The sequence below is a fragment of the Bradyrhizobium sp. USDA 4451 genome (assembly GCF_054822585.1).
Genome location: NZ_JBTRCH010000001.1, coordinates 2,512,695 through 2,528,237, shown reverse-complemented (window position 1 = coordinate 2,528,237; position 15,543 = coordinate 2,512,695). Strand labels below are relative to the sequence as shown.

Below are 15,543 nucleotides of genomic sequence, written 5' to 3'. Positions count from 1 at the left end.
ATCGCGCCGCATGTGCGGAAGGATGGATTGCTTCGTCGCTTCGCTCCTCGCAATGACAGCTGGACAGATTTGCAGTTAAGGAATTGCATGCTCATCAAGACTCCGCATTTGTTCGATGAAGCCACGGCCGTGACCGCCGGCGACAGCCGCTGGCAGGGGCGGACCAGCCCGGATTACTGGGCCTTTGTCGGCCCGTTCGGCGGCTGCACGGCAGCGACCATCCTGCGCGCGCTGATGCAGCACCCGCAGCGCGCCGGCGATCCGCTGGCGCTGACGGTCAATTACTGCGCGCCGGTCGCCGAGGGCGTGTTCGATCTCGACGTGCGGCTGGTCAAGGCCAACCGATCGAGCCAGCACTGGTCGGTCGAGATGACGCAAGGCGGCGGCGAGGTCGCGACCTTGGCTACCGCGGTGTTCGCCGAGCGCCGTCCATCCTGGTCGCACCAGCCGGCGGCCTTTCCCGGCGCCGTGCCGTTCGAGCAGCTCCGCTCCTATCCGAAGCTCAAAATGACCTGGGCCAACCAGTATGACTTCCGTTTCGCCGAGGGCGAGCCGGCATTCGGCGGCGCCGGCGCGACGGAGCCGTCGAGCCCCTATTCAAAACTTTGGATCGCGGACCGCGTGCCGCGCAAGCTCGACGCGCTGTCGCTGATGTCGATGTCGGATGCGTTCTTCGGCCGCGTGTTCCACGCGCGGGGTGAGCTGGTGCCGTTCGGCACGGTGTCGCTGACGACCTATTTCCATGCCGACGCGGCCGATCTCGACACCGAGGATACCACCCGCGCGCTGGCGGTCGCCGACGCCAAGAGCTTCCACAAGAGCTACGGCGACCAGCACGGCGAATTGTGGTCGCCATCCGGCCGCCTGCTCGCGACCACGACGCAGATCGCCTATTTCAAGGCGTAGCCACATATCCACATTGCTCTGCACCGACCGCATTGCCTATTTCAGGGGTTGAGGGAACATTGGCACGTCGCTGCTGTTCCACACCTTGGGAGCATTGCTGCATGTCCGAAGCCGACACGTCAAAGCCCTCGCGCATCGCGCTGCTCGGCGTTCCGATCGAGATCGGCGCCTCGCAGGCCGGCCCGCTGATGGGACCGGACGCGCTGCGCACCGCGGGCATCGCGCGCCTGCTCGAGCAGCTCGACTTCCAGGTTGACGACCACGGCAATCTTGCGATCCCGCAGGTCACAGCCGACGGCCCGGCGCCGGCCAACACCAGATTCTACGACGAGGTGAAGACCTGGACCCGCGCGCTGTCCGAGCGCGCCTACTGGCTGGCGCATTCCGGCGCGATCCCGATCTTCATGGGCGGCGATCACTCGCTGTCGATGGGCTCGATCAACGGCGTCGCGCGCTACTGGAAGGAGAAGGGCCGGCCGCTGTTTGCGCTGTGGGTCGACGCGCATGCCGACTACAACACCCCGGCCACCACCATCACCGGCAACATGCACGGCATGTCGGCGGCCTTCCTGTGCGGCGAGCCCGGCCTCGACGATCTGCTCGGCGGGCTGCCGCGCGCCTCGATCCCGCCGGATCAGCTCGACCTGATCGGCACCCGCTCGGTCGACCCGCTGGAGCGCAAGCTGCTGCGGCAGCGCAACGTGTCGATCGCGGACATGCGCCAGATCGACGAGTTCGGCGTCGCCGTGCTGACCCGCCGCGTCATCGAACGCGTCAGGGCGAAGAACGGCGTGCTGCATGTCTCGTTCGACGTCGACTTCCTCGATCCGGACATCGCGCCCGGCGTCGGCACCACGGTGCCGGGCGGCGCGACCTATCGCGAAGCCCATCTCATCATGGAGCTGCTGCACGATTCCGGGCTGGTGCGCTCGCTCGACATCGTCGAGCTCAATCCGTTCCTCGACGAACGCGGCCGCACCGCGCGCGTCGCGGTGGAGTTGATCGGCAGCCTGTTCGGTTTGCAGATTACGGACAGGCAGACGCCGAGCAACGCCGTGCTGCCGGAGATGGGCGAGTAGCGAATCCGCACTCCAGACCCGTCACCCTGAGAGCTTGTGACGGATTCGGCTCCTGCGGAGTTTTTGGCGGCTGTTCGTCGCAGCAATTGGCAGGTTTGAGTTCGAGTTCGGCGATGACCCGTTGTTTAGGCTCTGGAGAGGCGGTTGCCTTGCAGGATGTTGTTGACGAGGGCGTACCAGAGCACGACGGCACGGACCTTTTCGATGCCGCGCACGGTCAATTGCCGCAGGTCCCAATTGCGCCAGCGGGCATGGATGCACTCGCAGATCGACCGGGACCTGTATCGGGCCTTGCCCTCTTCGCTCGCCATTCGCGCACGCCAGGCCAACACCCCCGGACCGTCGCCGCGCCGCGGTAGATAGGGATCGGTACCGTGCTTGGATTGAGTGGGCGGACAAAAGATATCGATGCCCTCGGCATAGGCCCATTCGATGTCCTCGGCACTGCCAAAGCCGCCATCGACGAGATGGTCCTTGGGCAACCCTCCGGGCCGCGCACGCTGCCGCTCCAGCATGGGACGCATCAGGCCGCGATCGGATCCGATGTTGCAAATTCTGGTGTCGACGACGATCTGCTCCCCGGCCACGCTCGTCACCTGCACGTTGTAGGCGGGGCGGAAGCCGCCGTTCGCCATCTTCATGACCCGTGCATAGGCGTCCGTCGTGGAGGCCCGCGGCTCCTTCGGCGTCTTGCCGTTGCTGCGACTTTCTTCGCGCTCCTTGCGCTGCTGCTTGATCTCGGCGAGCGCCGTCTGCGCCGCCTTCACCCGCGCGCTGCGTTCCCGCGCGGCCCGCTCCTTGGCTGCCTGGGCACGCTTATTGCTGGCGTCCGAGCGTGTGTCGACCTCGCGCTTGAGGTCTTCCACCACGGCCTCAGCCTGCGCCAAATGCTTATCCAGCGTCGCCTCGCGCCGGAACGAGGCGGCCCCGGCGCTGGCCCGGACCCGCATGCCATCCTGCGCCAAGGTCTCCAGATCGACGAGACCGGCCTTTGCCAACGCTGCCAGATGCTCACTGAGCAGTCGGTCAAGCAGATCGGCGTTGCCGACCCGGAAGTCCGCCAGCAGGTGATAGTTCACCGACACCCCGCCGCACAGCCAGCGATAGGCATCGTGGCTCTCGCACAGCCGCTCCAACGCCCGCGCGCTGCCAACGCCTTCGCTGGCGGCATAGAGCCACAGCGCCAGCAAAAGCCGGGGCGAGGTCGCGGGGTGACCGGGACGATCGCCGCGAGCCTTGATCCGGTCCTCCAACTCACTCAGATCAAGCTCTTCGACATAAGACCAGATCAGCCGCACCGGATGGTCTTCCCCGATCAGGCTCTCAATATCAACCGCTCGCAGCGCAATCTGGTCGCGCTGGGGCTCACGCAGCCGCGGAGCGCCGGGCAAGCCCGCTTCGACTGGTGGCTTCGCCTGCTCCGGCAGGTCCCCAAACAACTCATCGGCAGCCAACATCACCTCCCGCGAATCCATCATCGCCAGAGAATCACACCGCGCCGGCTTTCGGCTATAATGCTCGCTGAAACCCCAAAAAAATCACACCCTCTGAGGAGCGCGCACTTGCGCGCGTCTCGAAGGGTCGACGGCTGGCCGTTCATCCTTCGAGACGCGCTGCGCTCTCCTCAGGATGACGGGGATAGATATCGCCGCATAGCGCCATGAAGAAATCAAAACAAAAAGGCGGCCACGCGGGCCGCCTTTTCAGATCGCATCCCGTTTGCGCGATTTACTCCGCCGCGAGCTTCACTTCCGGCGCGGCGGCGCGGACTTCGGCGTCGACCTGCGCTTCGAACTTCGCGAAGTTCTTCGCGAACATGCCGACCAGCGCACGCGCGGTCTTGTCGAATTCGGCCTTGTCGGCCCAGGTCTTGATCGGATCGAGGATGTGCGGCTCGACGCCCGGCAGCGAGGTCGGCACCGCGAAGCCGAAATACTTGTCGGTGCGGAAGTCGGCGTTGCGAAGCGAGCCGTTCAGCGCGGCGGTGAGCAGCGCGCGCGTCACCTTGATCGGCATGCGGCGGCCGGTGCCGTACTTGCCGCCGGTCCAGCCGGTGTTGACCAGCCAGCAATCGACATTGTGCTTGGCGATTAGCTCGCGGAGCAGATTGCCATAGACCGAAGGATCGCGCGGCAGGAACGGCGAACCGAAGCAGGTGGAGAATTCCGGCTGCGGCTCGTTGCCGAGACCACGCTCGGTGCCGGCGACCTTCGCGGTGTAGCCGGACAGGAAGTGATACATCGCCTGCGCCGGCGTCAGCTTGGCGATCGGCGGCATCACGCCGAAGGCGTCGGCGGCGAGCATCACCACGTTTTTCGGATGCGGCGCGCGCCCGGTGCGCGAGGCGTTCGGGATGAAATCGAGCGGATAGGCCGAGCGGGTGTTCTCGGTCTTGGAGCCGTCGTCGAAATCGGGCACGCGATCATTGACGCCGAGCACGACGTTTTCCAGCACCGCGCCGAAGCGCTTGCTGGCGGCGTAGATCTCCGGCTCGGCTTCGCCCGACAGCTTGATGCACTTGGCGTAGCAGCCGCCTTCGAAATTGAAGACGCCGTCCTCGCTCCAGCCATGCTCGTCGTCGCCGATCAGCGTGCGCTTGGGATCGGCCGACAGCGTGGTCTTGCCGGTGCCGGACAGGCCGAAGAAGATCGCGGTGTCGCCGTCGGGGCCGACATTGGCCGAGCAGTGCATCGGCATCACACCCTTCTCGGGCAGGTAGAAGTTCAGCGTGGTGAACACGCTCTTCTTCATCTCGCCGGCATAATAAGACCCGCCGATCAGGACGATCTTGCGGGCGAAATCGATCGCGACGACGTTCTCCGACTTGCAGCCATGACGTTTCGGATCGGCGCGGAAGCTCGGCAGGTCGATGATGGTGAGCTCGGGCACGAAGCTCGCGAGCTCCGAGGCCTCGGGGCGGATGAGCAGCGTGCGGATGAACAGCGAGTGCCAGGCGAGCTCGGTGAAGACGCGCGTCTTGATGCGATGCTTCGGATCGGCGCCACCGTAGAGATCCTGCGCGAACAGCGTCATGCCTTCGGCATGCTTGAGGAAGTCGGCATGCAGCGTTGCGAACTGCTCCGAGGTGATCGACTGGTTGCCGGCCCACCACATGCTCTTGTCGGTCAGGCCGTCGCGAACGGTGAATTTGTCCTTCGGGCTGCGGCCGGTGAACTCACCGGTGTCGGCGCAGAGCGCGCCATCGGCCGAGAGCACCGCTTCGCCATTGCGCAACGAATGCTCGTAGAGCTGAGGCGCGCCGTAGTTCCAGTGCACGCCCTTGAGATTTTTTAAGCCGAATTTGTCGGCACCGAAGGCACCGTTATGCACGCCCGTCTCTTGCACGAAGAACCTCCTCGAACCCGCGTATCCTTGTTCGCGCGAATGTTGCTAATCGCGCCCCGCCGCGGTGACCTTCATCAGAATATAGCCTCTCGGCCCCGGTCCGGCGACCTAATAGTGGGGATCGCCGGGCTTGCCAAGCCAGTCGAACGGCTTTTGGTTTATTCCAAGGCGGACGCATCATCTGGCTCGAATACCGCAGCGCGAAACGCTTTCGCTTTGCTTTCGTTTTCTCGTTCTTTTCGCAGCGCTCGGGCGGCGTTTCGCCGTCTTTCCCGCTGCGAACAAGGCATTGCGATGCACAAAGGGTGCCAGCGATCATCGTATGCCCCGCATCGTGCCAAGCAAAAGGCAGCGAGAATGCCGGGTATGCATTTCGCGCTGAGGATGTGTCATCGAGAAAGGCGGCCGCGAGTTGATGCAGCATTGCGAAGCGCCGGCATGTCGTCCACGATCGCGTTGCACGCGGCGAGCACCATCGTCAGCGTTGAGCTGCGGACCAGCAGATTTGATCGGGCTCAATACCCATCGAGGCTGGGTCACTTCAATGCGCGGCAACGTCGAATGTTCCGCGAGGTTCGGCGATCGACGATCGCTGAACCATCACGATCGATGGTAACGCAACCAACACGTCTTGCTCGTGCATCATCGACGCGCCGGCACGACATGATCGCGCTATCAGACGCCCGCAATGCCGATCGCCGCGTGATCGGATGACACGCTTCGACAAACGCACATGCCGCCGCGGCCATGCGACACCATGCCTCGTCGGGCACGGGCCTCGCGATCCCCGAGGTTTAAGTCCTGGGTCTATGTCTTGGCGCGCGCCTCGCCGGCGAGCCGCACCAGCATTTTGCGCAGCTCGGTGCCGTTGCTGACGCGCTCGGGGAAATCGAGCCGCAGCGTGGCGCGGCCGGCCTGCATGTCCATGCCGTCGGGATCGCAGCCGGTGCAGAGCCAGTCGGCACGGTCAGCGCCGAGCAACCGGGTGGCGTAGAGGTTCATGGCCTCGCGGTGATCCTCATTCATATGCGCCACCGCGCCCGCCTCGGCCTCCAGCAGCGCGTCGGCCCCGGCGAGATCGGTCAGGAATTGCGTGGGCTTGAGGTCGACGATGCGGCCGAACCCGGCGACCAGATGGGCGCCGCTCGGCCGAATCACGAAAAACGAGAAATCCTTAAATTCCACAAAGGCTTCCGCCGATGGCTGGGCGCCGAGATAGCGCCGTTGCACGAGCTCGCGCTCGGCGTCGGCGACCTCCTCTGCCCGCCCCGCCAGCATGATCCGGGCCTCCTCCAGCGGATCACCCTCGGCGCGCTCGTCCAGCATCAGCGACACCCGGCTGTCGGTCAGGATATTCCTGGTGTGCAGCGCCAGCCGGGAGATCAGCAGGATCGGCGAGCCGTCGGGATGGCTCGCCAGATTGACCAGCGAGCAATAGGGATCACCGGATCCCGCCATCAACGTGGCGAGCGCGCCCTGGCGGCTGCGGCGCAGCAGCGAGCGGGCAAGGTGGGCAGGATCGAAGTCGACGGTCGGTTGCATGGGCCTATCGGGTCATTTTGGGGGCAAAACAGGCCGGTTCCGCATGAAAAAAGGGCCTGTTTTCATAATCTCAGGGTGGTATATGGGGTCCATCGCATGGGTCGCAGAAGCGTATTTTTGCGGAACTCGGTCACACTTCAGCCCAGCTTGCATTGCTCGTTGACCGCGTTCGAAGCCCATTTCCACGGCGCGTTGCCCGAGTGCCCGCCGTTTAAGCCACTCTCATTGTGAAAGCAGCTCATGCCCACAATCGCCTTGGTCGACGACGACCGCAACATTCTCACTTCGGTCTCGATCGCGCTTGAAGCCGAAGGCTACCGCATCATGACCTACACGGACGGTGCGTCGGCGCTGGATGGATTTCGCACGTCGCCGCCCGATCTTGCGATCCTCGATATCAAGATGCCGCGCATGGACGGCATGGAAACGCTGCGCCGGCTGCGCCAGAAGTCCGACCTGCCGGTGATCTTCCTCACCTCGAAGGATGAGGAGATCGACGAATTGTTCGGCCTGAAAATGGGCGCGGACGATTTCATCCGCAAGCCGTTCTCGCAGCGCCTGCTGGTCGAACGCGTCAAGGCCGTGCTCCGTCGCGGCCAGCCGAAGGATCCGACCGCCGCGCCGAAGGAGCCGGACGCCCGCGCGCTCGACCGCGGCCTGCTGCGGATGGATCCGGAGCGCCACACCTGCACCTGGAAGAACGAGCCGGTGACGCTCACCGTGACCGAATTCCTGATCCTGCAGGCGCTCGCCACCCGCCCCGGCGTGGTGAAGAGCCGCAACGCGCTGATGGACGCGGCCTATGACGACCAGGTCTATGTCGACGACCGCACCATCGACAGCCACATCAAGCGGCTGCGCAAGAAGTTCAAGGTGGTCGACGACGACTTCGAGATGATCGAGACGCTGTATGGCGTCGGTTATCGCTTCAAGGAAGCCTGATCTGCACCTCCCGGGAAGCTTGTTAACTGACAGGCTCCGCACGGCTGGGGTAAGCTCGGGCAAACATCTGCTTCGCGGGACGCCACCCATACCAACCGGCAGCTTTGCCAGTGCTTGATCGAACGCAGCTCGAGCAAGGCCAGACCACCGAGGACGCCTCACAGCTCCTCGATCAAGAGGTCGTGGCCGACGATCTGGCGCGGGACAAGGGCTGGCGCCGGCCGCTCGGCTGGCTGCGCCGCGCCGGTCAGTTCTTCTTCGCGCTGTCGTTCTCGAGCCTGACGCGCCGCATCGTCTCGCTCAACCTCGCCGGCCTCGTCGCGCTGGTCGCAAGCATCCTCTATCTCTCGCAATTCCGCGCCGGCCTGATCGAGGCGCGGACCCAGAGCCTTCTGGTCTATGCCGAGATCATCTCGGAGGCGATCGCGGCGTCCGCGACCGTCGAAGGCAACACCGTCACCATCGATCCCGACCGGCTGCTCGATCTCAAGCCCGGCGAGAGTTATGGCCAGCCGGATGAATCGGCCGACTTCCCGATCAATCCCGAGCGGGTCGCGCCGGTGCTGCGCCGCCTGATCGCGCCGACCAAGACGCGGGCCCGCATCTTCGATCGCGATGGCGGGCTGATCCTCGACAGCCGCAACCTGTTCGCGCGCGGCGACGTGCTGCGCATGGAGCTGCCGCCGCCGTCGGAAAAGCCGTCGTTCTACGAGAAGACCAAGGCCACCATCAAGACCTGGCTCAACCGCGGCGACCTGCCGATCTATCGCGAGCTCGGCCCCGAGGGCGGCAAGGGCTATTCCGAAGTCGCGCAATCGCTCGAGGGCATGAACAGCAGCGCCGTGCGCGTCACCGATCGCGGCGCGATCATCGTGTCGGTCGCCGTACCGGTGCAGCATTTCCGCGCCGTCCGCGGCGCGTTGATGCTGACCACGCAGGGCGACGACATCGACCAGCTGGTGATGTCGGAGCGCCTCGCCATCCTCAAGATCGGCGGGGTCGCCTCCGCGGTCATGATCATGCTGTCGCTGCTGCTGGCGAGCACGATCGCAGGCCCGGTGCGACGGCTCGCCGAAAGCGCCGAGCGGGTCCGTCACCGCATCCAGACCCGCGTCGAGATTCCCGACTTCACCGGCCGCCGCGACGAGATCGGCCATCTCTCCGGCGCGCTGCGCGACATGACCAACGCGCTCTACAGCCGCATCGAGGCGATCGAGATGTTCGCCGCCGATGTCGCCCACGAGCTGAAGAACCCGCTGACCTCGCTGCGATCTGCGGTCGAAACGCTGCCGCTGGCGCGCAACGAGAACAGCCGCGCGCGGCTGCTCGCCGTGATCGAGCATGACGTCAAGCGGCTCGACCGCCTGATCTCCGACATCTCGGACGCGAGCCGGCTCGATGCCGAATTGCAGCGCCAGGACATGGCGGCGGTCGACCTGCGGCGGCTGCTGACCACGCTGACCGGCGTCGCCAACGAGACGCGGCTCGGCCACGACGTCGCCGTCGAGGTGCGCTTCGAGGGCCGCGGGCCGACCGACACGCTCTCGGTGCCCGGGCACGATTCCCGGCTCGGCCAGGTGATCTCGAACCTGCTGTCGAACGCGCAATCGTTCTCCAAGCCGGGCGACAAGGTGCGCATCGTCTGCCGCCGCACCCGCGGCGAGGTCGAGATCGTGGTCGACGACGACGGTCCCGGCATCGGCGAGGACGCGCTGGAGCGGATCTTCGAGCGCTTCTACACCGACCGGCCGCATCAAGGCTTTGGCCAGAACTCCGGCCTCGGGCTTTCGATCTCCAAGCAGATCATCGAAGCCCATGGCGGGCGGATCTGGGCCGAGAACCGTCCGGGTCCCGCGGACGAGGACGGCAATCCCACCGTGGCCGGCGCACGTTTCGTGGTCAGGCTGCCGACACTATGAGCGACAATTCCAGCGTGCACGCCTCCGCCGTTCTGGTCGGCGAGCGTGCGGTGCTGATCCGCGGCCCGTCGGGCGCCGGCAAGTCGCGGCTGGCCTTCGATCTGATTCTCGCCGGTCGCACCGGAGCGCTCCCGCCGGCCATTTTGGTGGGGGATGACCGTGTCCATCTCGACACAGCCGGCGAACAATTGTGGGTTCGTCCGGCCCAGCAATTGGCCGGTCTGATCGAGGTCCGAGGCCTCGGAATCCGCCATTGTCCGTTCGCCGGCGAGGCCGTGGTCGGCCTGGTCGTCGACCTGGCCGCCGACGATGCCGAGCGGCTGCCGCCGCCCGAAGCGCTCACGGCATGCTTTAATGGCATTATATTACCCCGAATTCCTGTAGCCGCAGGCTTCCAACCCCTGCCGCTGGTTGTCGCTGCGCTGACGACAACCTGAAAGTTCATGGTCCCGTAATCTTGCGGCCAATTGTGGGAAGGGAATTGGTAACCATATCACATCCACTATCGCGTCGGATTTTGCCGGCGCAGCCTCCCCTCTCTACCGCCAGGAACCGGGAGACTAGCCAAGATGCCCTCTTGCGCAGGGCCTCTGGATGGTCAAAGTGGCGCGTTCGTGCGGTGCACCAAAGGGCGCCCGCGAGGAGTTTCCGATGATTGGTCTAGTGCTGGTGACCCATGGGCGCCTTGCCGACGAGTTCAGAGCGGCGCTCGAACACGTCATGGGTCCGCAGAAACAAATTGAAGCGATTACGATCGGGGCCGAAGACGATTCCGATCTCTGTCGAAGCGACATCATCGAAGCGGTGAACCGCGTCGATAGCGGCGACGGCGTTGCGATCCTCACCGACATGTTCGGCGGCACGCCGTCGAACCTTGCGATCTCCTGCATGAGCCGCCCGAAGGTGGAAGTGCTCGCGGGCATTAATCTTCCCATGCTGGTCAAGCTTGCCAAGGTTCGCGAGGAGCGTTCGCTGCCCGACGCGATCGCGATGGCGCAGGAAGCCGGCCGCAAATACGTCACCATCGCCAGCCGCGTTCTCGCAGGCAAATGAGCGACGAGGCCGCGGGCGCAAACCATGTCGGCCCGGGCGTGCCAGCGGGCGCCATCTCGCGCGAACTCCTGATCGTCAACAAGCGCGGCCTGCATGCGCGGGCCTCGGCGAAATTCGTCCAGCTGGTCGAGCGCTTCAACGCCGAGATCTGGGTGACGCGCGGCGGCGAGACCGTCGGCGGCACCTCGATCATGGGCCTGATGATGCTCGCCGCCGGACCCGGCACCACGGTCGTGGTCTCCGCGAAAGGCGACGAAGCGCAGCAGGCGCTGGATGCCATCGCCGAGCTCGTCGCCAGCAAGTTCAACGAGGAAGGCACGTAAGCGCCGCTACGCTGAGCGAAAGCCTATCACCGTCATCCTGAGGAGCGCGAAGCGCGTCTCGAAGGATGCACGGCCTCGGCGGTGGCCGATTCATCCTTCGAGGCTCGCTCCGCTCGCACCTCAGGATGACGGTGCGTACAACCCTATCCGCGTCATTGCGAGCGAAGCGAAGCAATCCATCGCGCCGCAAGTGGAGAAATGGATTGCCTCGCTTCGCTCGCAATGACGGCGACGAAAGCGTCACAGTCCCTCAGGACGACGGAATCGGCACTGATGTCCGGCAACGACTACTTCGCCGGCGGCACCAGGTAGACCTTCCACGCCGTCGACGGACCGGGATGGCCGTTGAAGAAGCGCATGGTGGTCATCACCAGCGGCTCGGCATCCTTGGCATGCTCGGCCATCCACGCCTCGCAGGGCTTGAGGAACACCGGATCGGTGGTGTCGCAGATGCCGATGAAGCCGAGACGCTTGGCCTCGTCGAGCGACGTCAGCCCCGAAGTCCATGCCTCGCCTGGCACCAGCGAGGCCGGATGATCCGGGCTGTAGAACGTCATCGGCTCGCCGATGTCGGACCGCGCGACCACCACCGCCCAGCGCGAATGGAATTTGGCCTGCCAGGTCTCGGTCAGCTCGCGCGCGAGCTCGGAGCGCGCGGCGTAGGTCGAGCCGCTGGCATGATTGGACGCGATCTCCTGCGTCGCGATGCTGGGCGCGGCGATCAGCGTGACCATCGTGGCCACGAACCAGACCGCAACGATCGAGAACAGCGCCATGCGCGGGATTCTGAGCGAGGGGATCGCAACCAGCGCAAGCGGCACCAGGAAGAACAGCGGGATGCCCCAATCGGTCTTGATGTAAACGGTGAATGCCAGCGCGCCGAGCGGCGGCCCGATCGCGACGATCGCCTGGATGATCCAGACGTTGAGCGCCTGCGGAAGGTTGACGGCGGGATTAGGCCCGCGCGACCAGATCCGCGCCAGCACGTCCGACGGCCGCCACGGCACCGCCCCCAACAGCAGTGCGACGAGGCCGAGCGCGGTTGGAATCGCAAGCAGCCCGAGATTGTGCATGACATAGCCGATCACGAGCTGGACGTTGAGCGCGCGGCTCGACAGCGCGTAGACATCGCCGGCATAGGTGAACGGGACGAAATTCACCTCCTCCAACCAGACCAGATGCGGAATCATCGCCACGAGCATAGTGCCGATCGCAACCCACGGCGCCGGCGAGCGCAGGAATTGACTGCGCTGCGGATGGATCAGCGCGGCGAGCCCGATGGCGCCGATCATCGTCACCACCCAATACTTGGTCATCAGCGCCAGCATGCCGGCGAAGCCGAGCCAGAGACCCGACTTGAAGCTGCGCTTCTCGAACGCGTTCAGATAGGCCAGCACCAAGAGCGGCAGCGGCACCAGCTGCGCGAGGTCGGCGTTGTATTTGAAGCCCTTGAAATTGAAGATCGGGTAGAGCGCGAGCATCACCACCATGAAGAACGCGCGGCGGCGATCGATCACGCGCAGCGCGATCAGCCAGCACACCACCAGCGCGAAGCTGACGGTCGCCATCGCAAGCGCATAGGTCGACCAGTTGGTGACCGGGAATATCCTGAACCAGACCCCTGCGATCCAGCCCGACAGCGGCGGATGCTTGCCATAGCCGAGCAGGAAGCGCTGGCCCCAGGCATAGGCCTCCGCGACATCCATATGGACGTCCTGCGCGGCCTTGAGCTTGACCAGGATCAGCGTCCACAGCACCGCGTGAACCAGTGCGAAGCCGATCACGAACCACAGGCCGGTCTTGGGATCGATGGCGCGCGAAGCAATCCAGGCGGCGATCCGCCGGATCGTCAGCCTGCGGGTGGAGCGCCTTGCGGCAGGAAGCGTGGAAACGGTCGACATGGCCTGTGCCTGAGGCATGACCCGGAAAAAGTCGAAGGTGGCTTTCCGGAGGGATCATACCGAGTGGAAGCGGACGCGCGATGAGTGAATGCTCACCAGCACTTCAGCGCCCTTTAGCGCGTTTTTGTGGCCAGTGAAATCAGCTTGGCGTGAGAATGCGTCCAGAGCGGGATGACTTTTCTTCGACCCGCTCTACCTCTTTGCTTTGAGCATGATCTTTCGGAAAGCCGCCGCACATTTTTCCGGATCATGCTCCAGCCGGCCTCTTCACTTTTCGAGAAGCTCCGGCCGGTACTCGAAGTGCATGGTATCGTAGTGATACCACTTGCCGCCCCAGATGAAGCCGTGGCGCTCGAAGATGTCGACGATCTCCCGCGGCATCCGGTTCTTGTAGGGGATGGTTTTGCTCTTGCTTTCTCCCTTGCCTCGCCCCTTGCCCGCCCACAGCCAGTAATCGGAGACTTTCAGGTTGAGGTCGATCGCGGCCGCATAGCCATGCATGCTCATCCGGCCGGTATCGGCGACGGCGCGACAAGACAGCACACCCGCGATCGGAAACGCCGCGGCGCGCAGGGCCGGATCGAGCGCCTCGATCTCGGCGGAGACCTGCTTGAGCCGCTCGGCAATGCCGTTGACCCGCGTGACCTGGACCGGCTTGCCCCAGGATTTCGGCAGCCAGCTGATCGTCACCAGGTTCCGCCGGACCTCACCCGTGTTGCAGTCGCCATACATCTTCCTGAAAAAGGCCTCGTTGCGGAAGCGGCCGGGATCGACATTCACAGCCGGCGGCGCTGACGGCCCCGACGGATAGGGCTGCCGCATCTGGTCAAGGATCGACGCATTGCGCAAGAGTTGATCGAACGACTTGTCGGAGACGCCGTCATCGACCGGCATCACCGTGCCGTCGCGCCAGGTGATCGTGGTGTCGTCGTGACCGGACAGCGCATCGGGATAGGCGCGCACCAGGCGGTCGAGCAGTTCGCTGCTACTCTCGGCGTGCGCGAGCTGCGGCAGCAGCGCCAGCAGAGCAATAATGCAGGCGATCCCGCGCGCGGCCATTCAGCGCTTCCCGGCCTGATCGATCAGCGCGACATTGGCCTCCTCGATCGCGTTCAATCGCGGATTCCAGCTGTTCGGCGCATACCACGCGAAGCGCGAGAAATACGCCTTGAGATCGGCGGAATCGAAATAGCGTCCGCGGCGCGCGAAGATCTCGTTGCGCGCGATCCGCAATTCGTCCCGCGACAGCGACCGCAGATCGGCCGGCGTCAAGAGCCGCCGGTCGGAATCCGGGAAGATGAAGCCGCTCGGCGCTGCGCCGCCGGATTCGAAGCGATCGATCAGCGCGACATTGGCGATCTCGACCGCGTTGAGCGGCGGATCCCATGAGCGGGGCACGTACCAGGCGAACCTGCTGAACCGCGCGGTCAGGTCCGGCGCGTTGAAGTAGCGTCCGCGCCGCGCGTAGATTTCATTGCGGGCAATCCGCAGGTCGTCCTTGCTGAGCGACCTGAGATCGGACTCCGACAGCAGGCGGCTGTCGGAATCCGGAATAATGAAGTCCGATTGAGTGCGCGCCACCGGCGGCGCGGTCGGAGGCGTGCTCGGCGGCGGCAGGCTCTGCTGCGGCGGAATCACCGTCGCCGGCGGATCGGCGGTCGCAACCTGCGCGGGCGCGTTGCCGGCAAAATAGAACGAGCCATCGATCGGCGAGGTCGACACCCAGGGCTGCTGCGTGCTGCCGGTGGCGCGCTTGACGACGAGGCCGACCTGGTTGAACGCCTGCAACACGTCGAGCCCCGGCTTCTGCATGGTGTCGACCAGCGCGCGCGTGTAGGGACTATGGCCGTCATCGCCATCGAGCGCGACGTTGCCGGGCTGGGTCGCATAGGACAACAGCGTGCCCTCCGGCGCGCGGATCTGGGCGAGGCCGCCGTCAGCGGCGCGCAGGCCGCGGCCGCCGAATGGATTATTCCGGCAGGCATCCAGGATGACGATGTTGAGCCGGGTGCCCGCGCCTTCCATCTGCCGCAGCACCAACCCGACATCGACCATCTGGAAATCGACATCGGCCTCGCGCGTGGGGTTCGCCGAGACCGGCACCAGATAGTTCGTGCCGCGCACCTGGATGCCGTGGCCGGCGTAGTAGAACAGCGCGACATCGGCGCCCATCAGCTGGCTGCCGAAGCGCTGGATCGCGCCATCGAAGCCGGCCTTGTCGAGATCGACCTGGGCCTGCCCGCCGACCAGCGCAAAGCCGAGCCGCTGCAACGTCTCGGCCACCAGCTGCGCGTCGTTCTTCGGATTCTGCAGCCGCGACACGTTCTGATAGGTCGAATTGCCGACGACCAGCGCCACGCGCTTGTCGGCAGCCGCGGGCGCCGCGAACAGCATGGTCAGCAATCCGGCGGCGAGAAGGGTCCAGCGCATCGTCAAATCCACGATTTTCGGGCCGCCAGACCTAGCAGAAACATGCCCGGAAATCGATCACTGCAACCCTGCCGGAAACACCCCCGTGATTCGCCGTCACACC

13 protein-coding genes are annotated in these 15,543 nt (G+C 65.0%); 7 read left to right on the top strand and 6 right to left on the bottom strand.

Annotated elements, in window-relative coordinates; translation table 11 throughout:
- The first annotated feature begins 87 nt into the window (after positions 1-87).
- Positions 88-906 carry an acyl-CoA thioesterase gene (locus ACVMB0_RS11690; protein ID WP_461346315.1) on the top strand — a complete coding sequence of 273 codons (819 nt, stop codon included), beginning with the start codon at positions 88-90 and terminating at the stop codon, positions 904-906.
- 101 nt (positions 907-1,007) lie between these two features.
- Positions 1,008-1,985 carry an arginase gene (gene rocF / locus ACVMB0_RS11685; RefSeq protein WP_461346314.1) on the top strand — a complete coding sequence of 326 codons (978 nt, stop codon included), beginning with the start codon at positions 1,008-1,010 and terminating at the stop codon, positions 1,983-1,985.
- A 125-nt stretch (positions 1,986-2,110) separates the two neighbouring features.
- Here rocF and ACVMB0_RS11680 read toward each other — a convergent pair whose 3' ends face one another.
- The 3 genes from ACVMB0_RS11680 to ACVMB0_RS11670 form a co-directional block, all read right to left on the bottom strand.
- Positions 2,111-3,442, bottom strand: coding sequence for an IS1182 family transposase (locus ACVMB0_RS11680; RefSeq protein WP_461349595.1), 1,332 nt, complete (start codon positions 3,440-3,442; stop codon positions 2,111-2,113).
- Positions 3,443-3,713: 271 nt separating this feature from the next.
- Complete coding sequence (locus ACVMB0_RS11675; protein WP_456796798.1) at positions 3,714-5,330, bottom strand: phosphoenolpyruvate carboxykinase; 1,617 nt, start codon at positions 5,328-5,330, stop codon at positions 3,714-3,716.
- Between the two features lie 807 nt (positions 5,331-6,137).
- Complete coding sequence (locus tag ACVMB0_RS11670; RefSeq protein WP_456796799.1) at positions 6,138-6,872, bottom strand: HugZ family pyridoxamine 5'-phosphate oxidase; 735 nt, start codon at positions 6,870-6,872, stop codon at positions 6,138-6,140.
- Between the two features lie 240 nt (positions 6,873-7,112).
- Between ACVMB0_RS11670 and ACVMB0_RS11665 the strand changes: the two genes are divergently transcribed.
- The 5 genes from ACVMB0_RS11665 to ACVMB0_RS11645 all read left to right on the top strand — a co-directional run bounded on the left by ACVMB0_RS11665 (position 7,113) and on the right by ACVMB0_RS11645 (position 11,109).
- Entirely contained in the window at positions 7,113-7,814 is a 702-nt protein-coding gene (locus ACVMB0_RS11665; protein WP_016843287.1) for a response regulator transcription factor, read from the top strand.
- A gap of 110 nt (positions 7,815-7,924) precedes the next feature.
- Complete coding sequence (locus ACVMB0_RS11660; RefSeq protein ID WP_456750805.1) at positions 7,925-9,733, top strand: stimulus-sensing domain-containing protein; 1,809 nt, start codon at positions 7,925-7,927, stop codon at positions 9,731-9,733.
- Positions 9,730-10,170, top strand: a complete 441-nt coding sequence (locus ACVMB0_RS11655) for an HPr kinase/phosphorylase (protein WP_461346313.1) — start codon at positions 9,730-9,732, stop codon at positions 10,168-10,170. The genes ACVMB0_RS11660 and ACVMB0_RS11655 overlap by 4 nt, the downstream gene beginning before the upstream one ends.
- 214 nt (positions 10,171-10,384) lie before the next feature.
- The gene (locus ACVMB0_RS11650) at positions 10,385-10,786 is read left to right on the top strand and encodes a PTS sugar transporter subunit IIA (RefSeq protein WP_021076632.1); all 402 of its coding nucleotides are present in this window, start codon (positions 10,385-10,387) and stop codon (positions 10,784-10,786) included.
- Positions 10,783-11,109 carry an HPr family phosphocarrier protein gene (locus ACVMB0_RS11645; protein ID WP_456750807.1) on the top strand — a complete coding sequence of 109 codons (327 nt, stop codon included), beginning with the start codon at positions 10,783-10,785 and terminating at the stop codon, positions 11,107-11,109. The genes ACVMB0_RS11650 and ACVMB0_RS11645 overlap by 4 nt, the downstream gene beginning before the upstream one ends.
- A 287-nt stretch (positions 11,110-11,396) precedes the next feature.
- Here ACVMB0_RS11645 and ACVMB0_RS11640 read toward each other — a convergent pair whose 3' ends face one another.
- The 3 genes from ACVMB0_RS11640 to ACVMB0_RS11630 form a co-directional block, all read right to left on the bottom strand.
- Positions 11,397-13,010 (bottom strand): glycosyltransferase family 39 protein, encoded by a 1,614-nt coding sequence (locus ACVMB0_RS11640; RefSeq protein WP_456750808.1) that lies wholly within the window; start codon positions 13,008-13,010, stop codon positions 11,397-11,399.
- Between the two features lie 267 nt (positions 13,011-13,277).
- On the bottom strand, positions 13,278-14,069 hold the full coding sequence (locus tag ACVMB0_RS11635; protein WP_461346312.1) for a M15 family metallopeptidase: 792 nt from the start codon (positions 14,067-14,069) through the stop codon (positions 13,278-13,280).
- Positions 14,070-15,440, bottom strand: coding sequence for a YARHG domain-containing protein (locus ACVMB0_RS11630; RefSeq protein WP_461346311.1), 1,371 nt, complete (start codon positions 15,438-15,440; stop codon positions 14,070-14,072).
- Between the last annotated feature and the right edge of the window lie 103 nt (positions 15,441-15,543).